Source organism: Pseudonocardia sp. ICBG1293, from assembly GCF_020131355.1.
GTDB lineage: Bacteria > Actinomycetota > Actinomycetes > Mycobacteriales > Pseudonocardiaceae > Pseudonocardia.
Genome location: NZ_JAHLEL010000040.1, coordinates 199,597 through 220,057, shown reverse-complemented (window position 1 = coordinate 220,057; position 20,461 = coordinate 199,597). Strand labels below are relative to the sequence as shown.

Annotated in this window: 14 protein-coding genes and 4 pseudogenes; 8 read left to right on the top strand and 10 right to left on the bottom strand. The window is 74.6% G+C overall.

Annotation, left to right across the window (positions count from 1 at the left end):
- Positions 1-97: 97 nt before the first annotated feature.
- Positions 98-577 (top strand): annotated as a pseudogene (gene ruvA, locus KPF47_RS19280) (Holliday junction branch migration protein RuvA); the annotation flags it as partial.
- A gap of 48 nt (positions 578-625) precedes the next feature.
- On the opposite strand, the gene KPF47_RS19275 reads toward ruvA, so the two are convergent.
- Positions 626-1,210, bottom strand: a complete 585-nt coding sequence (locus KPF47_RS19275; protein ID WP_224390133.1) for a bifunctional 2-polyprenyl-6-hydroxyphenol methylase/3-demethylubiquinol 3-O-methyltransferase UbiG — start codon at positions 1,208-1,210, stop codon at positions 626-628.
- Positions 1,211-1,217: 7 nt separating this feature from the next.
- Positions 1,218-2,497, bottom strand: a pseudogene (gene hisS, locus KPF47_RS19270) (histidine--tRNA ligase).
- 158 nt (positions 2,498-2,655) lie between these two features.
- On the opposite strand from hisS, the pseudogene KPF47_RS41010 reads away from it, so the two are divergent.
- A pseudogene (locus tag KPF47_RS41010) lies at positions 2,656-3,503 on the top strand (peptidylprolyl isomerase).
- 39 nt (positions 3,504-3,542) lie between these two features.
- Here the strand turns inward: KPF47_RS41010 and KPF47_RS19260 are convergent.
- The 6 genes and pseudogenes from KPF47_RS19260 to ruvB form a co-directional block, all read right to left on the bottom strand.
- Positions 3,543-5,828, bottom strand: a complete 2,286-nt coding sequence (locus KPF47_RS19260; protein WP_224390200.1) for a bifunctional (p)ppGpp synthetase/guanosine-3',5'-bis(diphosphate) 3'-pyrophosphohydrolase — start codon at positions 5,826-5,828, stop codon at positions 3,543-3,545.
- 121 nt (positions 5,829-5,949) lie between these two features.
- Positions 5,950-6,483, bottom strand: a complete 534-nt coding sequence (locus KPF47_RS19255) for an adenine phosphoribosyltransferase (protein ID WP_224390199.1) — start codon at positions 6,481-6,483, stop codon at positions 5,950-5,952.
- Between the two features lie 38 nt (positions 6,484-6,521).
- Entirely contained in the window at positions 6,522-7,685 is a 1,164-nt protein-coding gene (gene secF, locus KPF47_RS19250; protein ID WP_224390132.1) for a protein translocase subunit SecF, read from the bottom strand.
- Positions 7,682-9,412, bottom strand: coding sequence for a protein translocase subunit SecD (gene secD / locus KPF47_RS19245; protein ID WP_224390131.1), 1,731 nt, complete (start codon positions 9,410-9,412; stop codon positions 7,682-7,684). The genes secF and secD overlap by 4 nt, the downstream gene beginning before the upstream one ends.
- Positions 9,413-9,565: 153 nt before the next feature.
- A complete protein-coding gene (yajC, locus tag KPF47_RS19240; protein WP_224390130.1) occupies positions 9,566-9,940 on the bottom strand; it encodes a preprotein translocase subunit YajC in 375 nt (124 codons plus the stop codon).
- 352 nt (positions 9,941-10,292) lie between these two features.
- A pseudogene (gene ruvB, locus KPF47_RS19235) lies at positions 10,293-10,961 on the bottom strand (Holliday junction branch migration DNA helicase RuvB); the annotation flags it as partial.
- Between ruvB and KPF47_RS19230 the strand changes: the two are divergent.
- Positions 10,912-11,460, top strand: coding sequence for a bifunctional 2-polyprenyl-6-hydroxyphenol methylase/3-demethylubiquinol 3-O-methyltransferase UbiG (locus KPF47_RS19230; protein WP_224390129.1), 549 nt, complete (start codon positions 10,912-10,914; stop codon positions 11,458-11,460). The pseudogene ruvB and the gene KPF47_RS19230 overlap by 50 nt on opposite strands.
- A 10-nt stretch (positions 11,461-11,470) precedes the next feature.
- On the opposite strand, the gene KPF47_RS19225 is transcribed toward KPF47_RS19230, so the two are convergent.
- On the bottom strand, positions 11,471-12,892 hold the full coding sequence (locus KPF47_RS19225) for an amidohydrolase family protein (RefSeq protein WP_224390128.1): 1,422 nt from the start codon (positions 12,890-12,892) through the stop codon (positions 11,471-11,473).
- Positions 12,893-13,060: 168 nt separating this feature from the next.
- Here KPF47_RS19225 and KPF47_RS19220 point away from each other — a divergent pair, with 168 nt between their 5' ends.
- The 4 genes from KPF47_RS19220 to KPF47_RS19205 all read left to right on the top strand — a co-directional run bounded on the left by KPF47_RS19220 (position 13,061) and on the right by KPF47_RS19205 (position 16,754).
- On the top strand, positions 13,061-13,870 hold the full coding sequence (locus KPF47_RS19220) for an IclR family transcriptional regulator C-terminal domain-containing protein (protein WP_224390127.1): 810 nt from the start codon (positions 13,061-13,063) through the stop codon (positions 13,868-13,870).
- A 72-nt stretch (positions 13,871-13,942) separates the two neighbouring features.
- Positions 13,943-15,094: a CaiB/BaiF CoA-transferase family protein gene (locus KPF47_RS19215; RefSeq protein ID WP_224390126.1), complete on the top strand. Its 1,152-nt coding sequence runs from the start codon at positions 13,943-13,945 to the stop codon at positions 15,092-15,094.
- Entirely contained in the window at positions 15,091-15,888 is a 798-nt protein-coding gene (locus tag KPF47_RS19210; protein ID WP_224390125.1) for a citryl-CoA lyase, read from the top strand. The genes KPF47_RS19215 and KPF47_RS19210 overlap by 4 nt, the downstream gene beginning before the upstream one ends.
- Positions 15,885-16,754, top strand: a complete 870-nt coding sequence (locus tag KPF47_RS19205) for a dioxygenase (RefSeq protein WP_224390124.1) — start codon at positions 15,885-15,887, stop codon at positions 16,752-16,754. Before KPF47_RS19210 ends, KPF47_RS19205 begins: the two co-directional genes overlap by 4 nt.
- A gap of 3 nt (positions 16,755-16,757) precedes the next feature.
- Here KPF47_RS19205 and KPF47_RS40225 read toward each other — a convergent pair whose 3' ends face one another.
- A complete protein-coding gene (locus tag KPF47_RS40225) occupies positions 16,758-18,317 on the bottom strand; it encodes a YibE/F family protein (RefSeq protein WP_224390123.1) in 1,560 nt (519 codons plus the stop codon).
- Positions 18,318-18,426: 109 nt separating this feature from the next.
- Here KPF47_RS40225 and KPF47_RS19195 point away from each other — a divergent pair, with 109 nt between their 5' ends.
- Positions 18,427-20,427: an intein-containing Rv2578c family radical SAM protein gene (locus KPF47_RS19195; protein ID WP_224390122.1), complete on the top strand. Its 2,001-nt coding sequence runs from the start codon at positions 18,427-18,429 to the stop codon at positions 20,425-20,427.
- Positions 20,428-20,461 lie beyond the last annotated feature (34 nt).

The window sequence follows — 20,461 nt, the reverse complement described above, 5'->3', positions numbered from 1 at the left end:
GTCCGGCCCCGGTGCCGCGGTGTCGCGTGCGGTCCCGGCGGGGTGGCCCGGTAGCGTCGGTGCCTCGAACGGTCGTTCGTCGGAAGGGGACCTGTCAGTGATCCACTCGGTGCGCGGTCCGGTGCTGGAGATCGGGCTGGACCACGCGGTCGTCGAGGTGGGCGGGGTCGGGCTCGCGGTGTACGCCACCCCCGCCACGCTGGGCGGGCTGCGTCGCGGGGACGAGGCCCGGCTGCCGACCACCCTGGTGGTGCGCGAGGACTCGCTGACCCTCTACGGGTTCGCCGACGCCGAGGAACGCGAGCTGTTCCTGCTGCTCCAGACGGTGTCCGGGATCGGGACGCGGCTCGCGCTCGCCACGATCGCGGTGCTGGAGCCGGACACGCTGCGCCGCGCGCTCGCCGACGGCGACCTGGCCGTGCTGACCCGGATCCCCGGAGTGGGGCGCAAGAGCGCCGAGCGGCTGGTCGTCGAGCTGCGGGACAAGGCCACCGCCCGGGCCGCGGTGCCCGCGACCGTCGCGAGCACCTGCGGGTCCACGATGGGCGAGCAGGCGTGCAGGCGGGGATCAACCCGGCCGATCACCCGAGACCAGGGTCCTGGACAACCCCTACACCTACACCGACTACCGCAGCGCGACCACGCACGGCGGCTGAGCGGGACCGCTCAGGCGGGGGCGCGCGCCACCAGGTGCGCCTCGCCGCCCCCCTCGCCGTGGGCGAGGACCTCGAGGTCGGCGAACGCGGCGGTCAGCTCCCGGCGCCGCCCGGAACGCCCCGCCCGCGTCGCCGACCTCGGACAGCACCGTCACCGCCAGCAGCCCGCCCGGGGCGAGTGCCGCGGCCATCGCCGGGTAGAGCGCCGGGTCGCGGAACCGCTGGCAGACGACGACGTCGTAGCGGCCCTCCTCGACCGGGAACCCGGCGTCGAGGTCGGCCTCCACCCAGCGCACCCGCCCGGGTGGCTGCTCGCGGGTCACGAGCTCGGCGCCCGCCGCCAGCGCGGCCGGGGACACGTCGACGGCGACGACGTCGAGCCCCCGCCCGGCCAGCCACACCGCCACCGCGCCGCGCCCGCAGGCCAGGTCCAGTGCCCGGCCCGAGGACGGGAGCAGGTCGAGGCACCCGCGCAGCGCGTCCGGCGGGAGCGGCGACCCGGCCCCCGCGGCGGCGTGCCGGGCGTCCCAGCGTTCCCGGTCCGAGGCCGCCACCGCGGCCTCAGCCCGCCAGGGCGGTCACGACGGCGTCGGTGACCGCGTCCAGCGGGACGTCCTGCTGCTCGCCGGAGACGAGGTCCTTGAGCCCCACGGTGCCGCTCTCCAGGTCCCGGTCCCCCAGCACCAGCGCGAACCCGCGCCCCGGAGCGGTCCGCGGACTTCATCGCACCCTTGAGCCCGCGCCCGCCGTAGGACAGGTCCACCCGGATCCCCCGGGCCCGCAGCGCGGCGGCGACGGTGACCAGGCGACGCTGCGCGGCGTCGCCGAGCGGCACCCCGAACACCTCGACCCGCGCCTCCGACCACGCAGTCACTCCCTCGGCCCGGCAGGCGAGCAGGGTGCGGTCGACGCCGATGCCGAACCCGACCCCGGACAGCTCCGGACCGCCGAGGGTGGCCATCAGGCCGTCGTACCGGCCACCGCCACCGATCCCGGACTGGGCGCCGAGGCCGTCGTGGACGAACTCGAAGGTGGTCTTGGTGTAGTAGTCCAGGCCGCGCACCATCCGCGGGTTCGGCGTGTAGGCGACCCCGAGGTCGTCGAGGTGGGCCAGCACCGGGCGTGGTGGTCGGCGGCGGCGTCGGACAGGTGGTCCATCAGCAGCGGCGCGCCGGCCATCGCGGCGCGCACCTCGGGGCGCTTGTCGTCGAGCACCCGCAGCGGGTTGATCTCCGCGCGGGCCCGGGTCGCCTCGTCGAGGTCGAGCCCGGCCAGGAACTCCTGCAGCAGCGTGCGGTAGGCCGGGCGGCACTCGGCGTCGCCCAGCGAGGTGATCTCCAGCCGGTACCCGGTCAGGCCGAGGGCCCTGAACCCCTCGTCGGCGACGGCGATGACCTCGGCGTCCAGGGCCGGGTCGTCGACACCGATCGCCTCGACGCCGACCTGCTGGAGCTGGCGGTACCGGCCGGCCTGCGGGCGCTCGTAGCGGAAGAACGGGCCGTCGTAGCGCAGCTTGACCGGCAGCCCCTGCTTGTCCAGGTTGTGCTCGACGACCGCGCGGACGACGCCCCGCGGTGCCCTCGGGGCGCAGCGTGACCGAGCGGTCGCCGCGGTCGGCGAAGGTGTACATCTCCTTGGAGACGACGTCGGTGGACCCCCACCCCGCGGGCGTAGAGCCCGGTGTCCTCGAACACCGGCAGCTCGATGTGGCCGTACCCGGCGCGCTCGGCGGCGGCGGCGAGGGTGTCCCGCACGTGCACGAACCCCGCCGAGGACGGCGGGAGGTACTCGGGGATGCCCTTCGGCGCGGCGAACGGCTCGGGCCTGCGGGCCCGGCCCACCTGCGGCTCGGTGGCGGTCACGGCTGCTGCACGTCCTCTCCTGGGATCGTCTCGGGGGTCGTCCCAGCCTAGAACCGGTGTCTCTCAGCTTTCTCCCCAGGTCGCCCCGATACCCTCACCGCGCGTACGAGTGATCAAGTCAGGGAGTGGGTCGGGACGTGGTGACGAACGAGCAGCGCCGGGAGGCGGCCAAGCGCAAGCTGGAGGCGCAGCAGGCCCACCGGGCGCAGCGGCAGCAGCAGCGCAAGCGGAACACCACGATCGCGGCCGTGGTGACGGTGCTGGTCGTGGTGCTGGCCGCGGCCGGGGTCTACGCCCTGACCTCCGCGTGGGGCGGGCCCGACGACGCGGCACCGCCCGCCGCCGCCCCGCCCGCCGGCGACGGCCCGGACACCTCCGGCCTGCCCACCGTGCCGCTGCCCCAGCGCCCGACGGCGCTGCCGGCCTCGGTGGACTGCAGCTACCCGGCCGCGCCGGAGCCCGCCGCGAAGCCGGTGAACCCGCCGGCCGCCGGTCCCACCCCGGCGCAGGGCACGGTCACCGCCGACCTGCAGACCAGCGCCGGCCCGATCGACCTCACGCTGCAGCGCGACCTCGCGCCGTGCACGGTCAAGAGCTTCGAGAGCCTGGCGCAGCAGGGCTACTTCGACGGCACCTCCTGCCACCGGCTGACCACCAGCCCGGCCTGCAGGTGCTCCAGTGCGGCGACCCGACCGGCAGCGGGCGCGGCGGCCCCGGCTACTCCTTCGACGACGAGGTCTTCCCCGAGATCAGCTACGGCCGCGGCCAGCTCGCGATGGCCAACGCCGGACCCGGCACCAACGGCAGCCAGTTCTTCATGATCTACGGCGACGCCCAGCTGCCGCCGAACTACACCGTGTTCGGGTCCATCGGGTCCGAGGGGCTCGCGACCCTGGACAAGGTCGCCAGGGGTGGCGAGTCCGTCGGCTCCGGTGACGGCCTGCCGAGCATCCCGGTCGAGATCCAGCGGACCACCCTGGGCTGACCGGCTCCCCGGTCCGCCCCGTGCGGGGGCGGGCCGGGGTCAGGCCGCGCTGGTGACCCGGTAGACGTCGTAGACGCCCTCGATGTTGCGGACCGCGTGCAGCAGGTGCCCGAGGTGCTTGGGGTCACCCATCTCGAAGGAGAACCGGGAGATCGCCACGCGGTCGCGGGAGGTCGTCGTCGTCGCCGACAGGATGTTGACCTTCTCGTCGGCGAGCACCTTCGTCACGTCGGACAGCAGCCGGTGCCGGTCGAGCGCCTCGACCTGGATGGCCACCAGGAACACCGACTCCGGGGAGACCGACCAGGTCACGTCGACCAGCCGCTCCTCGCGGGCGGTCAGGTCACCGGCGTTGGTGCAGTCGGTGCGGTGCACGCTGATCCCGCCACCACGGGTGACGAACCCGAGGATCTCGTCCCCGGGCACCGGGGTGCAGCAGCGGGCGAGCTTGACGTAGAGGTCGCCGAGGGACTGGCCGTCGGCGTCGGTGACGACCACGCCCGCGTTCCCCGACGGGCGCCGGTGGCGGACCGTGGACGGCGTCGCCCGCTCGGCGAGCTCCTCCTCGGCCTCCTCCTCGCCGCCGAACCACGCCACCAGGCGCTGGACGACGTGCTGGGCGCTCGCCTGGTGCTCGCCGACGGCGGCGTAGAGCGCGGACACGTCGGAGTAGTGCATCTCGCGGGCGAGCGCGGACATGGCGTCGGCGGAGATGAGCCGCTGCAGCGGCATCCCGGTGCGCCGTGCCTCCCGGGTGATCGCCTCCTTGCCCTCCTCGACGGCCTCCTCGCGGCGCTCCTTGGCGAACCACTGCTTGATCTTGGCCTTGGCCCGCGGGGACTTCGCGATCTGCAGCCAGTCCCGCGACGGCCCGGCGTCCTCGGCCTTGGAGGTGAAGATCTCGACGACGTCACCGGAGGAGAGCTGGCGCTCCAGCGCGACGAGCTTGCCGTTGACCCGGGAGCCGATGCAGCGGTGGCCGACCTCGGTGTGCACCGCGTAGGCCAGGTCGATCGGGGTGGAGCCGGTGGGCAGGGTGACGACGTCGCCCTTCGGGGTGAAGACGAAGATCTCCCGCGCGGCGAGGTCGAAGCGCAGCGAGTCGAGGAACTCGCCGGGGTCGGCGGCCTCGCGCTGCCAGTCGAGCAGCTGGCGCATCCACGCCATCTCCTCGACCTCGACCTCCTTGCTGCCGCCGCCCTTGACCTCCTTGTACCGCCAGTGCGCGGCGATGCCGTACTCCGCGGTGCGGTGCATCGCGCGGGTGCGGATCTGCACCTCCAGCGGCTTGCCGTCCGGTCCGATCACCGTGGTGTGCAGCGACTGGTAGACCCCGAAGCGGGGCTGGGCGATGTAGTCCTTGAAGCGGCCGGGCATCGGCTGCCACAACGCGTGCACCATGCCGATCGCGGCGTAGCAGTCGCGGACCTCGTCCACCAGCACCCGCACCCCGACGAGGTCGTGGATGTCGTCGAAGTCGCGGCCCTTGACGATCATCTTGCGGTAGATCGAGTAGTAGTGCTTGGGCCGGCCCTCGACCGTGGCGGGGATCCGCGCCGAGTCCAGCTGCGCGGACACCTCGTCGATGACCTGGCGCAGGTAGGTGTCGCGCGACGGCGCCCGGTCCGCGACCAGCCGCACGATCTCCTGGTACTTCTTCGGCTGCAGGATCGCGAAGGACAGGTCCTCCAGCTCCAGCTTCACCGTGGCCATGCCGAGACGGTGCGCGAGCGGGGCGAACACCTCGAGGGTCTCGTTCGCCTTCTTGACCTGCTTCTCCGGGCGCAGGAAGCGCATGGTGCGCATGTTGTGCAGCCGGTCGGAGAGCTTGATGACCAGCACCCGGGGGTCGCGGGCCATGGCCACGACCATCTTGCGGATCGTCTCGGCCTCCGCCGCGGTGCCGAACTCGACCTTGTCGAGCTTGGTGACGCCGTCGACGAGGTGCGCGACCTCGTCGCCGAAGTCGGCGCGCAGCCGCTCCAGGGAGTAGTCGGTGTCCTCGACGGTGTCGTGCAGCAGCGCCGCGACCAGCGTCGTGGTGTCCATGCCCAGCTCGGCCAGGATCGTGGAGACGGCCAGCGGGTGGGTGATGTAGGGGTCACCGGACTTGCGGGTCTGCCCGTCGTGCTTGTCCTCGGCCACGTCGTAGGCCCGCTGCAGCAGCACCAGGTCGGCCTTGGGGTGCAGTGAGCGGTGCACCGCGGCGAGCGGTTCCAGCACCGGGGTCACGATCGCGACCCGCTGCGGGGTCATCCGCCGGGCGATGCGGGCCCGGACCCGGCGGGTCGCGGACGGGCGCGGCGGCTCGTCGTCGGGCGTCAGCGGGCGCGTGGCCGGATGGGCGCCGGTCCGGTCGACCTCGGTCACCGCACCTCCTGCTCGTGCTCGGTGGCGGGAAGGGTCCCGGGCCCGAGGATAGTCCGCGAACCGGGGCTCGTCGTCGTCAGGCGTTCAGCAGGGCGTCGATCCGCAGCTCGTCCAGCTTCGCCCGGCCGTTCAGCGCGGTCAGCTCCAGCAGCGTGCCGAAGCCCACGACCTCGGCCCCCGCGTCGGCCAGCAGCGCGCAGGCGGCCGCGGCGGTGCCCCCGGTGGCCAGCACGTCGTCGACCACGTACACCCGGGTCCCGGGCTCGACGACCCCGGCGGGCAGCTCCAGCGTGGCGCTGCCGTACTCCAGGTCGTAGCTGCGCGACGCGGCGACCGCGGGGAGCTTGCCCGCCTTGCGGACCGGCACGGTGCCGACCCCGGCGACGAGCGTGACCGCGGCGCCGAGCAGGAACCCGCGCGCCTCCACCCCGACGACGAGGTCGGCGTCCCCGGTGTTCGCGGCCAGCTCGGTGGTGACGGTCGCGAAGGACTCCCCGTGCGCCAGGACCGGGGTGATGTCGCGGAACAGCACCCCGGGCTGCGGGTAGTCGGGCACCGAGCGGACCAGCTCGGCGACCCGGAGCAGGTCCTCCGCGGAGTCCCCGGTGATCCCCGGCCCGACCCGGATGCCGTCGACCTGCGCCCCGCTCACCGCCGACGCCGTCCGGTCTTGCCGGTCGGGCGGGCGCCGGGCCGCGGGGCGGCGGGTGCGGAGGAGCTCACGGCGGCGAGCGTATCGGTGGCGGGGCCGGCCGCCGCGTCGGCGTCCGCGGTGTCGCCACCGGCGACGGCCGAGGTGCGGGCCCGGCGGGCGGCGACCCGGGCGGCCTGGTCGCGGACCCGCTTGTCGCGCAGTTTCAGGTCGACCAGCGCCGGGGTCGCGAGCAGCAGCGACGAGATCACCCCGGTGATCATGCCGACGAGCTGCACCAGCGCCAGGTCGGCCAGGGTGCCGACGCCGAGCAGGCCGACCCCGATCACGAGCAGGCCGAGCACCGGCAGGATCGCGATCAGCGAGGTGTTCAGCGACCGCATCAGCGTCTGGTTCAGCGCCAGGTTCGCGGCCTCGGCGTAGGTGCGCCGGGTCAGCTTCAGCAGGCCGCGGGAGTTCTCCCGGACCTTGTCGAACACCACCACGGTGTCGTAGAGCGAGAACCCGAGGATGGTGAGCAGTCCGATCACGGTGGCCGGGGTGACCTCCAGGCCGATGATGGAGTACACCCCTGCGGTCACCACGATGTCGTTGACCAGCGCGATCAGCGCCGCGGCGGCCATCGCCCGCTCGAAGTACAGCGCGAGGAACAGCGTGACCAGCACGATGAACACCGCCAGCGCGATCAGCGCCTGCGTGGTGACCTCGCCGCCCCAGGTGCCCGAGACCTGCGAGTCGCTGATCGAGGCGGCGCTGGGGGCGCCGTCCGCGCCGAGCGGCTGCAGCTGGGTGAACAGCGCCTCGCGCAGCGGCACGAGCTGCTCGGGGGTCAGCGGCGCGGACTGCAGCACGATCGACGCGGCGTCGCCGGACCCGACGGACTGGGTGACCTCGGGCGCGAAGCCGATCACGCTCTCGTAGACTCGGTCGACCTGCTGGGTGCTGATCGTGCCGGTCGCCCCGGTGGCGGGCAGCTGGATCTGGGAGCCGCCGGTGAAGTCGATCCCGAGGTTGAAGCCCCGGAAGACCAGCGAGAGCAGGCAGACCGCGATGAGCACGCCGAACCCGATGTACCAGGTCCGCCGGCGGCCGATGATGTCGACGTCCGCGGTGCCGGTGGTGAGCCGGGTCCAGCCCGACAGCGACTCGGGGTTCGTCATGCGCCCGCTCCCTTCCCGGTGGTGGCCGCGCGCCTGCCGACGGCCGGCTTCTCCCGACGGTGCCGCTGCCCGATCCGGTCGACGGCGGCGAGCCCGGACAGCCCGGGCCTGCCCAGCGACCCCGACCGGGAGATCAGCACGACCAGCGGGAACGTCACGAGGAACACCACGACCAGGTCGAGCACGGTCGACATGCCCAGGGTGAACGCGAAGCCCCGGACCTCCCCGACGGCCAGGATGTAGAGCACCGCGGCGGCGAGGAAGCTGACCGCGTCGGCGGTGAGGATCGTGCGCCGCGCCCGTTCCCACGACCGGGGCACGGCCGAACGGAAGGTGCGGCCGTCGCGCATCTCGTCCTTGAGCCGTTCGAAGAAGATGACGAACGAGTCGGCCGTGATACCGATCGCGATGATGAACCCGGCGACGCCCGCGAGGTCCAGGGTGAACCCGATCCACCGCCCGAGCAGGATCAGCACCGCGTAGACGACCAGTCCGGACAGGGCCAGCGACAGGATCGTCAGGATGCCGAGCAGCCGGTAGTAGAACAGGCAGTAGGCGAACACCAGCGCCAGCCCGACGGCGCCGGCGATGAGCCCGGCCTCCAGCGAGGCCAGCCCGAGGCTCGCCGACACGGTCTGGGCGTTGCCGGAGTCGAACGACAGCGGCAGCGAGCCGTAGCGCAGCACCTGGGCGAGCTGCTGGGCCCGGTCCTGGTTGAACTGGCCCGAGATCTGGGTCTGCCCGTAGATCGGCTGGTTGATCGACGGCGCCGAGACGACGTCACCGTCGAGGACGAACGCGACGTTCTTGCCGACGTTCTCGGTCGTGTACCGGCCCCAGGTGTCGGCACCCTGCGGCTTGAAGGTCAGCCCGACCACCCAGCCGACGCCCTGCTGGTTCTGCTGGGCCTGGGCGGAGGCGATCTCGGTCCCCTCGAGGAACGACGGGCCGAGCAGGTACTTGCTCTGTCCGTCCTCGCTGCAGGCGACCAGCGGCCGGGTCGGGTCGTCGTAGCCCTGCAGGGGGTCCGGGGCGCCGCAGTCCAGCGACAGCAGTGCCTGCAGCTGGGTCGCCTGGTCGGCGCTCTGCCGGGTCTCACGGAGCTTCGTGACCTCGGCGGCGACGCGCGGGTCGTCCGGCGCGAGCCCGCTCGGGCTCGGCGTCGGGGACGGCGCGGGGGTCGGCGGCGGGTCCTGCAGCGGCGAGACCTGCGCGACCGGCGCGACGGGACGGCTCTGCTCCCCCATGCCCTGCGGCTGCGCCGGGGCGGGGCTCGCGGGGGCCTGGCCGGACTGCACGTCCTGGCCCGGCGCGGGCTGCTGCCCGGCGGCCTGGTTCGCGGGGACCGGGCCCTGGAGCACCTCGCGGAAGCGCAGCTGCGCGGTCTGGCCCAGCGACCGGGCCTGCTCCCCGGCGTCGCCGGGCACGGTGATGACGATGTTGCTGCCGTCCAGCTGGACCTCGGCGCCGCTGACGCCGAGCCCGTTGACGCGCTGCTCGATGATGTCCTGCGCCTGGACCAGCTGGTCACGCGGCGGGGGCTGCCCGTCGGTGGTGCGCGCGGTGAGCGTGACCCGGGTGCCACCCTGCAGGTCGATGCCCAGCTTCGGCGTGAGGTTGCCGCCGCCGGTGAGGAACACCAGTGCGTAGAGCACCACCACGATGGCCGCGAAGGCCGTCAGGTAGCGCCAGGGGCGCACGTGATGCTGCCCCGACGACGTTGCCACGTGATCGTTCTCCTGATCCGACTCGTGCGGCGGCCACGGCCGGCCTCACGGTCGGTCGCCGCCCCACCGGGCCGGTGCGGCTGCGCCGCTGCCGGGCCCGGCGTGGACGCCGAGGCCGCCGGAACGGGCCGTCCGGCCCGCTCCCGACATGCTTCAGTGGATGGTCGGCTTGTTCTCCGACTGGTCCTTCTCGACCGGCTCGGCGACGGTCTCCTCCGCCGGCTCCTCGGTCGTGACCTTCTCCCGGATCGCCGCACGCAGCCAGGTGGTGACCACGCCGTCGGCGATCTCGAGGTCGATCGTGTCCTCGTACGAGGCGTCGACGATGGTGCCCCGCAGCCCGGACGTGGTGACGACGACGTCGCCGTCCTCCAGCGCCTGCTGCATGGCCTGGGTCTCCGCCATCTGCCTGCGCTGCTTGCGGCCGTTGAGGAACAGCGGCACGAACAGCAGCAGGATGATGAGGAACGGCAGCAGTGAGAAGATGCTCGAGCCGCCACCGGCCTGCTGGGCGAGGATTGAAGTCATCGTGCGGGGTCTCCGTCTCGTCTCGTAATCGTGAGTGTGCCAGCCGGGACCGACACCGACGGCCGGCCCCCTCCCGGGGGCGGACCGCTCGTCGCAGTGCAGCGGGCCGAATCGGCGCTCTCCGGGGCCTGCCGGCTGTCCGACCCGCCCCGGAACGAGCCGGACGTCCGGAAGGTTCCGGTCCGTCCTCCTCGGAGCACCGGCCGGGCACGCGGTGTCCGGAGGGCTCCGCGCGGTGTGCGGACACCAGGGTGCCCGTCGTCCCGGCCGGGCGGTGCCCGATCCGTTCGGTCCGTCCGGATCCTCCCATGTGGGACCGTTCGCGCACCGCGGCGCCCCGGGGGCACCGGGGTCAGAACAGCGGGTCCACCCGGTGCCCGGCGGGCGAGTCGGGGGGCGGGGTCAGCCCGAGGTGGGTCCAGGCCAGCGGGGTCGCGACCCGGCCGCGCGGCGTACGGGCGACCATCCCGGCCCGCACCAGGTAGGGCTCGCAGACCTCCTCGACCGTTCCCGGCTCCTCCCCGACGGCGACGGCGAGGGTCGACACCCCGACCGGACCGCCGTGGAAGGAGCGGACCAGCGCCCCGAGGACCGCGCGGTCGAGCCGGTCCAGGCCGAGCTCGTCGACGTCGTAGACGGCCAGCGCGTCCCGGGCGACGTCCCGGTCGACGACGCCGTCGGCGCGGACCTCGGCGTAGTCGCGGACCCGCCGCAGGAGCCGGTTGGCGACCCGCGGGGTGCCGCGGCAGCGCCCGGCGATCTCGGCGGCGCCGTCGGCCCGCAGGTCGATCCCCAGGATCCGGGCGGCGCGGTGCAGCACGCGCTCCAGCTCGGGGACGTCGTAGAACTCCATCTGCCCGGTGAAGCCGAAGCGGTCGCGCAGCGGCCCGGTCAGCGCCCCGGCCCGGGTGGTGGCCCCGACCAGGGTGAACGGCGCGACGTCGAGCGGGATCGAGGTGGCGCCCGGGCCCTTGCCGACCACCACGTCGACCCGGAAGTCCTCCATCGCCAGGTACAGCACGGGGGCCGGGTCGCCGCTCCCGCCGGACGCGCTGCGCGGGTGCCTCGACCTGCTCCCGTCCTCGGGCCGGGCACTGGACCTGGCCTGCGGGCGCGGCGCGGTGGCGGTGTGGCTGGCCGGGCGGGGGCTCGACGTCGTCGCCGTCGACGTGTCCCCGGCCGCGCTGGCGGCGGGCGCCGAGCTCGTGACCCGCGAGCAGCCACCCGGGCGGGTGCGCTGGGTGGAGGCCGACCTCGACGCCGGGTTCCCGGTCGAGGAGGGCCGCTACGACGTCGTCGTCTGCCAGCGGTTCCGCGACCCGGCGCTCTACCCGGCGATGGCCGCGGCACTCGCCCCGGGCGGGCTGCTGGCGGTGACGGTGCTGTCCGAGGTCGGCGACGCGGGCGGGGCGTTCCGGGCGGCGCCGGGGGAGCTGACCGCCGCGTTCGCCGACCTCGAGGTCCTCGCCCACGGCGAGGGGGGCGGCGAGGCGCACCTGGTGGCGCGCGCCCCCGCCTGAGCGGTCCCGCTCAGCCGCCGTGCGTGGTCGCGCTGCGGTAGTCGGTGTAGGTGTAGGGGTTGTCCAGGACCCTGGTCTCGGGGATCTCCGGGTTCATCCCCGCCTGCCACGCCTGCTCGCCCATCGTGGCGCGCAGGTGCTCCACGGTCGCGGTCACCGCGGCCCGGGCGGTGGCCAGGTCGACGTCGACCAGGCGCCCGTCGCGCTTCACCACGCGCCCGTCCACCAGGACGGTGTGCACGTCGCCCCGCTGGGCCTGGAACGCGACGTGACCGTGCGGGTGCAGCACCGGGAACGACACCGGTGAGTGGTCGTTGCGCAGCAGCACCAGGTCGGCCTTCTTCCCGACCTCGACCGATCCCAGGTCCGACCCGCGCCCGATCGCCCGCGCCCCGCCCCGGGTGGCCCACTCGACGACCTGCTCGGCCCGTAGTGCCGAGTGCGTGACGGTGTCGCCGCGCCCGTGGGCCTCCAGGTGCTCGCGGGACCGGTCGGCGCCCAGCGTGGTGCGCATCGCGGAGAACAGGTCCGCGCTCCACCACATCGAGGAGTCCATCGACAGCGACACCGGGATCCCGTGCTCGCGCAGCGCCCAGGTGGGCGGGTAGCCCTGACCGGCGCTCTGCTCGCTCTCGGTGGACACCGACACCGAGCCGCCGGTCGCGGCGATCCGGTGGTAGGAGTCCGCGGACAGGGTCGCGGCGTGCACGTAGACGGTGTCCGGGCCGGCGAAGCCGTGCTCGTGCATGAGCCGGACGCCGTCGTCGTTGGTGGCGCCCCACACCCCGGCGTGGGTGGTGACGCCGACGCCGAGCTCGCGGGCCACCTCGAACGCGGGACGCTCCGGGAACGCCGGGTCGCCGGTGACGTCGAAGGCGAGCTGGAAGCCGAGCATGTCGTCGCCGGGGGTGATCCGCCGGGACACGAACTCGCGGAACCCGGGGTCGGCGGTCCAGTTCGCGGGGGCGTCGTGGATGTTGCCGTAGGCCAGGACGAACCGGCCCGCCGTCGAGGTCAGGGCGTCCACGGCGGCGTCGGCGTGCTCCGGGGTCCGCAGCCCGTGCGACCAGTCGACGGTGGTCGTGACGCCCGCGTCGAGGGCCTCCAGCGCGGCGAGCAGGTTCCCGGCGTGGACGTCCTCCGGCCGGAAGATCTTCCCCCACTCCAGGTAGTTCCAGACGAAGTACTGGGTGAGCGTCCAGTCGGCGCCGTAGCCGCGCAGCGAGGTCTGCCACATGTGCCGGTGGGTGTCGATCATGCCGGGCATCACGATCCCGCCGGCCGCGTCGATCTCCTCGGTGCCGTCGGGCACGGCCAGGCCGACCCCGACGGCGGCGATCCGGTCACCGGTCACCAGGACGTCGTGGCCGGACAGGACCGTCCGGCCCGCATCGACGGTCAGGACGGTCGCGTTGCGGAAGACGACGCTCATCGGCGCACTCCTCGATCTACCGGACGGACGTCCGCTGTGCGGACATTCTGGAACGGCGGTCACCTTCGCGCACGCCCGTTGCGCTGTCAACGGTCGCATCGTGGCCGGAACGGGCCCGGCCGGGCGCGGGGTGTCCGCAGGGCGGACGCCAGGGGCTACCGTGGCGCCATGGCACGCGACGGGACCGGCCCGGACTTCATCGAGGCGCTCGCCCGCGGCCTGGAGGTGATCACCGCGTTCCGGCCCGGCCGGCCGGAGATGACCCTGGCCGACGTCGCCGCGGCGACCGGGCTCGCCCGGCCGACCGTGCGCCGGGTGCTGCTGACCCTGGCCGAGCTCGGCTACGTCCGCGTCGGCGAGCGCGGGTACGCCCTCACCCCGCGGGTCCTCGACCTCGGCGTCGCCTACGTCCGCTCCACCGGGCTGTGGGACGTCGCCCGCCCGCACCTGGAGCGCCTGGTCGCCCGTACCCACGAGTCGTGCTCGATCGCCCAGCTCGACGGGAGCGACATCGTCTACGTCGCGCGGGTCGCCGTGCCCAAGATCGTCGCGCTGTCGGTGCAGATCGGGACCCGGTTCCCGGCCGCGTCGACGTCGCTGGGCAAGGTGCAGCTCGCCGCGCTCGACCCGGGGGAGCGCGACCGCGTGCTCGCCGAGCCGTCGCGGTCCGGGCTCACCCCGCGCCACGACCCCGACCCCGCCGAGCGCGACGCCGAGCTGCGCGAGGTCCGTGCCCGCGGCTGGGCGCTCACCGACGAGCAGCTGGCGCCCGGGATCCGCTCGGTGGCCGCGCCGCTGCGCGGCGGCGACGGCCGGGTGATCGCCGGGGTCAACGTCAACTGCCACGCCGCGGAGACGTCGCTGGAGACCCTGCTCGAACATCACCTGCCGCTGCTGCTGCAGACCGCGGGCGACATCAGCGCCGACTTCGCCCGGCTCGCCGCCGCCCCGCACGTGACCGTGTCCGCGCCCGCTTGACCTCCGGCCCCGTCCGGGTCACGATCGCCTGGCGGACAGTCGTCCGTCCAGCGATCACTTCGGAGGGAACCGATGGCGGAAGCCGGAACCGGCGGGCCGCTCGAGGGCATCCTCGTGGCCGACTTCTCGCGCATCCTGGCCGGGCCGTACGCGACGATGCTGCTGGCCGACATGGGCGCCGACGTCGTCAAGGTCGAGGGTCCGGCCGGTGACGACACCCGGACCTGGACGCCGCCCGAGCGCGACGGGGAGTCCACCTACTACCTGGGCATCAACCGCGGGAAGCGCTCCATCGCGCTGGACCTGCGCGACGGGACCGACCTCGCCGCCGCCCGCGAGCTCGCGCGGCGGGCCGACGTCGTCATCGAGAACCTGCGCCCCGGCGGGATGGCCCGGTTCGGGCTGGACTTCGCCGCCGTCGCCGCGACCAACCCGGGTGTCGTCTACGCCTCGATCTCCGGGTTCGGCTCCGGCGCGGGTGCGCACGTGCCCGGCTACGACCTGATGGTCCAGGCGATGTCCGGGCTGATGAGCCTCACCGGCGACCCGGACGGGCCGCCGTACCGCGCCGGGATCTCGGTGTTCGACGTGATGGCGGGCAACCACGCCGCGATCGGCATCCTGGCCGCGCTGCGCCACCGCGACCGCACCGGCACCGGCCAGCACGTCGAGGTCAACCTGCTGTCCTCGGCGCTCACCGGGCTGGTCAACCACAGCTCCGCCTGGGTCGCCGCGGACACCGTGCCCTACCGGATGGGCAACGCCCACCCCTCGGTCTTCCCCTACGAGCCGATGCCGACCGCCGACGACGACCTGATCGTCGCAGCCGGCAACGACGCCCAGTTCCGCAGGCTCTGCGGCGTGCTCGGCGTCCCCGAGCTCGCCGAGGACCCCCGCTTCGCCCGCAACGCCGACCGCACCGTGCACCGCGAGGCCCTGCGCCCGCTGCTGCACGAGCGGCTCGCGACCCGCGGTGCCCTGGAGTGGTTCGAGCTGCTCACCGAGGCCGGCGTGCCGTCGGGCCCCATCCAGACCATCGACGGGGGCTTCGCGATGGCGGAGCGGTTCGGCCTCGACCCCGTCGTCACCGTCGGGGAGGGGGAGCGGGCGGTACCCACCACGCGGCACCCGGTCCGCTTCTCCGCCACCCCGGCCGTCTACCGGCTCCCCCCGCCGCAGCTCGACGAGCACGGCGCCGACCTGCGGAAGTGGCTCGACTCATGACCTACCCCACCGCCCTGGGTGCCTCGTCGAAGGACGCCATCACCCTGCTCGGCCACGACCTCGCCGACGACGTGATGGGCACGGTCGGGTTCGGCGAGCTCGCGTTCTGGCTCGCCACCCAGCGCCGTCCGACCCCGGGGCAGACCCGGGTGTTCGAGGCCGTCCTCGCCGCGCTCGCCGACCACGGGTTCACCCCGACCGCGATCGTCACCCGGCTCACCCACCTGTCCGCGCCGGACTCGGTGCAGGGCGCGCTGGCCGCCGGTCTGCTCGGCGGGGGGTCACGCTTCCTCGGCGTCACCGAGGACTGCGGCCGGTTCCTGCACGACCACCTGCCCACCGAGCTCCCCGCCGACGACGACGGCTGGGACGCCGTCGCACTCGACGTCGTCACCGCGCAGCGGGCCGCGAAGCGGTTCGTGCCCGGCCTGGGCCACCACGTCCACAAGGGCGGCGACCCCCGTACCCCGCGGCTGTTCGCGATCGCCCAGGAGGAGGGGCAGCTCGGCCCGCACCTGCGCCTGTTCGCCGCGATCGGGCGGGTGCACCCGCAGGTGCTGAACCGGACGCTGCCGCTCAACGGCGCCGGGGTCTGCGGCGCCGCGCTCGCCGACCTCGGGCTGCCGCTGGAGCTGCTGCGCGGCTTCGCGCTGCTCGCCCGGACCGCCGGGCTGATCGGCCAGCTGGCCGAGGAGCTGCGCCGTCCCGTCGCGAACGACATCTTCCTGTCCGTGGACCTGCACAACCGGTCCGTCGACCCCGACCCGTACCAGCCCGAGGGAGACCTGCGATGACGCAGCCCGCCACCGTCACCGAGGACACGATCACCGACGCCGCCGTCGCGCGCTGGACCACCGCCCACGACCCGCGCACCGCCGAGCTGATGACCGCCCTGGTGCGCCACCTGCACGCCTTCGCCCGCGAGACCCGCCTCACCGAGGACGAGTGGACGGCCGCGGTGCGCTGGCTGACCGCCACCGGGCAGATCTCCGACGACAAGCGCGAGGAGTTCATCCTCGCCTCCGACGTGCTCGGGCTGTCGATGCTCGTCGTGCAGCAGAACCACCGGCTCGACCCGGCGGCCACCCCGGCGACCGTGCTGGGCCCGTTCCACATCGACGGCTCCCCGGAGAAGGAGACCGGCGCCGACATGTCCGACGGGCTGCCGGGCGACCTGCTGTTCGTGCACGGCACGGTCCGCTCGCTCGACGGCACCGGCGTCCCCGGTGCCGTGCTCGACGTGTGGCAGTCCGACGCCGACGGCACCTACGAGGCCCAGCTCGACGTCGACGAGGCCCGGCTGCGCGCGAAGTACACGACCGACGCCGACGGTCGCTACTGCCTGCGCACCATCGCCCCGCTCGGCTACGCCATCCCGATGGACGGGCCCGTCGGCGACCTGGTCGCGCGCACCGACATCAGCCCGATGCGGCCCGCGCACATCCACTTCCTGCTCGCCGTGCCCGGCTTCGAACCGCTGATCACCCACCTGTTCCGGGAGGGCACCGAGTACCTCGACTCCGACGTCGTGTTCGGGGTGAAGCGCGAGCTCGTGGTGGCCTTCGACCGTCACGACCCCGGCCCCACACCGGACGGGGGGCACAGCGACGAGCCCTGGTACGAGGCGCGCTACGACTTCGTGCTCCAGCCCGCGGGGTGAGGCTCAGCGCCGCCCGACGACCAGGGCCGCCAGCCCGGTCGTGACCGGTACGGCGGCGACCAGGCCGATGCTGCCCACCAGCGTCCGGACGATCTCGGTCGCCACGTCCTGGCTGGTGAGCACCTGGCCCACGCCGCCGGCCGCGACCGTGAACAGCAACAGCAGCGGCAGCGCCGCCCCAGCGTAGGCCAGCACCAGGGTGTTCACCGCCGACGCGACGTGGTCGCGCCCGATCCGCATACCGGCCGCGAACAGCTCCCGCACGCTCATCCCGGGGTTCGCCGCGCCCAGCTCCCACACCGCGGACGCCTGGGTGACGGTGACGTCGTCGAGTGCACCGAGCGCGCCGATCACGAGCCCGGCCAGGACCAGGCCGCGCGGGTCGACCGGTACACCCGGGCCGAGCGTGCCGATCAGGGTGGCGGTCGTGTCGTCGAGCCCGGTGAGCCGGGACGTGACCGTGAACAGGTAGCCCAGCACCCCGATCAGGGCCAGGGAGGCCAGCGTCCCGAGTACCGCGCACGAGGTCCGCGCGCTGAACCCGTGGGTCAGGTAGAGCACGACGAACATGATCAGGCAGGCGCCGGTGACCGCGACCGCCAGCGGTGAGCCGCCGGACAGGATCGCCGGGAGCACGAACCACAGCAGGATCACGAAGCTGAGCACCAGGCCGACCAGCGCCGCGAACCCGCGCAGCCGCCCGAGCACGACCACGGCCAGTGCGAACGCCGCCGCCAGCCACCCCAGCGGGGCGCCGCGCTGGAAGTCGACGAGCTGGTAGGAGCCGGCGTCGTCGGGGTCGGCGCCCGACCACGACAACGTCACCGGGTCGTCCACCGCGAACCGTGGGGTCGACGGCTCGGTCGGCACGAGCTGGACGAGGTCCCGCCCGGCGCGGGGGCCGTCGGACAGGGCGACGGTCACCCCCGTGCACCGGCGGTCCCCGGATCCGGGGGAGCAGTCCGCGACCTGCACCGCGGTGACGGTGCCGTGCACCTGCCGGGTGGGTGGGATCTCCGGGGTCGGCGTCGGCCCCGGCCACAGCAGGACCACTCCGGCGAGCGTCGCGAGCGCGCACGGCACGAGCAGTGCGACGAGCAGGTTCCGCACCCGGCGTCCGGCCGGGGAGGCCGCGCCGTGCCCGTGGCCGTGCCCGTGGCCGTGCCCGTGGCCGTGCCCGTGGCCGTCGTGGTGGCCCCGTGTGCGGGCGCCCGCCGGTGGGGCCGGGGAGCCGGTGACCGCGCCGAGGTCGGCCTGGCCCGGGCAGTCGCCCCAGCCGCCCGGGTGCCCGGGATGGGGGATCGGACCGGTCTCGGTGCCGTCCGGCGCACCGTCCGCGGGGGAGGGCGGGGTGCGGGTGACGCCGTCCTCCGCGAGCGGGGGGCGGCGCGGGGCCGGTGCCTGCGGGGCCCGGTGCCGGGCCGGTTCCCCCGTGGGTCGGTGCCCGCCCGGGGCACCGTGGGCCCGGTCCCCGGCGCGCCGCCGTCCGCCCGGCCGGGGCGCGGTGGGCCGCCCGCCGTCGGGGACGGACGGGTCGCGTGGGGTGGGCGGAGGCGGGGGCACGTCCGCATCCTCGCAAACGATCTTCGACCTGCGGGGTGCCGTTCGCCCGGACGCGACCGTCCGGCGACGACCGGTTGCCCGTCGTTCGAACTTGTGTTCGACTCGGGCGGTGCGATGGGACGGACAGCAGGTCGGGACGGACGGGGTCGGGGGCGCGACGGCGCTGCCCGGGATGCAGGGGCTGCTGCGCTCGGTGCGCACCCCCGGGTTCGCGGACACGGTCTTCCACGAGGTCGAGGCGCGTTCGGCACTGAACCGGGTGCCGTCGTCGTCGCCGGTGCCGTTCGGCTGGACGGTCAACCCCTACCGCGGCTGCTCGCACGCCTGCACCTACTGCCTGGCGGGGGACACCCCGGTGCTCACCGGGGACGGGCGGTCCCGGCCGATCGGCGAGCTGCGTGCCGGTGACGAGGTCGTCGGCACGGTCGCCGACGGTGCCGGGCGGCGCCGGTTCGTCCGCACCCCTGTCCTCGCGCACTGGTCGACCCGGCGCCGGGCCCAGGAGGTGTCGCTCGACGACGGCACGGTGCTCGTCACCTCCGCCGAGCACCGCTTCCTCACCCCGTCCGGCTGGGCGCACGTGCGCCCGGGACGCTGCCGTTCCTCGGTGGACTGCCCGCACCTGGCACCCGGCACGGCCCTGGTCGGGCCGGGCGCGGCCGGGGTCCCCGGTGGGGCGTGGCCCGACGGGTACGCCGAGGGGTGGCTCTGCGGGCTGGTCCGGGCCGACGCGGTGCGCGGCCGGGTCCGGGCCGAGCCGTTCCCGACCGGCTGGGTCGAGCTGGAGGCGCTCGCCCGCGCCCACCACCTGCTGACCGCGCGGCGGGCACCGGTGGCCGCCGGGGTGCTCACGGGGCCCGGCCCGTCGCCGACGGCCTGGCCGGACCGGCCCGCCCGCGGCTGGTCGGCCGGCTTCGTCGGTGGCGTCGTCGACGCCTGCGGTGAGGTCTCGGCCGGGGTCCTGCGGATCGTGCCCGGCGAGGAGGGGCTGGCCCGCGCCTGCGTCGAGGCACTGCGCCGGCTCGGGTTCCGGGTGGCCTCGGAGCCGTCGGCCCGGCCCGGGGTGCGGGCGCTGCGGGTGCTGGGCGGGGCCGCCGAACAGCTGCGGCTGATCGCGGTGACCGACCCGGCCGTGGCCCGGGTCCGCGACGTCGGCGGCGCCCGTGTCGAGGAGCCGCCCGGCGGCGCGCCGCGCGTGGTCGCGGTCCGCGACACCGGCACGATCCGCCCGATGGTCGACATCACCACCGGGACGGGGGACTTCGTGGCCGCCGGGGTGGTCAGCCACAACTGCTTCGCCCGCAACACCCACACCTACCTCGACCTCGACGCGGGCGCGGACTTCGACTCCCAGATCGTGGTCAAGGTGAACGTCGCGCGGGTGCTCCGGCGGGAGCTGGCCCGGCCGTCGTGGCGGCGCGAGCACGTCGCGATGGGCACCAACACCGACCCCTACCAGCGGGCCGAGGGCCGGTACCGGCTGATGCCGGGGGTGATCACGGAGCTGGCCCGCTCCGGCACCCCGTTCTCGATCCTGACCAAGGGCACCGTGCTCGGCCGGGACCTGCCGCAGCTCGCGGCCGCGAACGCCGATGTGCGGGTCGGGACCGGGGTGTCGATCGCGCTGCTGGACCGGGAGCTGCAGGCGCACCTGGAACCGGGCACCCCGAGCCCGCGGGCCCGGCTCGACCTGGTCCGCCGCATCGCCGACGCCGGCCTGCCGTGCGGGGTGATGGTGGCTCCGGTGCTGCCGTGGCTGACCGACTCCACCGAGGCCCTCGACGCGTTGCTGGCGGAGATCGCCGCCGCCGGGGCGAGCCGGGCCACGGTGCTCGCGCTGCACCTGCGTCCCGGGACCCGGGAGTGGTTCCTGGCCTGGCTGGGGCGGACCCACCCCGCGCTGCTGCCGCGCTACGAGCGGCTCTACCGCGGCGGGGCCTACGCCACCCGGGACTACCGCGGGACCCTGGCCCGGCGGGTCGCCCCGCTGCTGGCCCGGCACGGCCTGGACCGGCCCGAACCGAACCCGCGCGACCCGGGGTGGACCCGACAGCCGGTCGCGGCGCCGCGGGCGGCGGCGCCCGGGGACGGGCAGCTGAGCCTGCTGTGAGAACCCACCGGAAACCTGGTGGCAGACGGCCCGG

Bases quoted from the DNA above. Each gene is read 5' to 3' on its own strand.
- secF (WP_224390132.1), bottom strand. From the start codon at position 7,685: ATGACGAACCCCGAGTCGCTGTCGGGCTGGACCCGGCTCACCACCGGC.
- yajC (WP_224390130.1), bottom strand. From the start codon at position 9,940: ATGACTTCAATCCTCGCCCAGCAGGCCGGTGGCGGCTCGAGCATCTTC.
- KPF47_RS19225 (WP_224390128.1), bottom strand. From the start codon at position 12,892: ATGAGCGTCGTCTTCCGCAACGCGACCGTCCTGACCGTCGATGCGGGC.
- KPF47_RS19220 (WP_224390127.1), top strand. From the start codon at position 13,061: ATGGCACGCGACGGGACCGGCCCGGACTTCATCGAGGCGCTCGCCCGC.
- KPF47_RS19215 (WP_224390126.1), top strand. From the start codon at position 13,943: ATGGCGGAAGCCGGAACCGGCGGGCCGCTCGAGGGCATCCTCGTGGCC.
- KPF47_RS19210 (WP_224390125.1), top strand. From the start codon at position 15,091: ATGACCTACCCCACCGCCCTGGGTGCCTCGTCGAAGGACGCCATCACC.
- KPF47_RS19205 (WP_224390124.1), top strand. From the start codon at position 15,885: ATGACGCAGCCCGCCACCGTCACCGAGGACACGATCACCGACGCCGCC.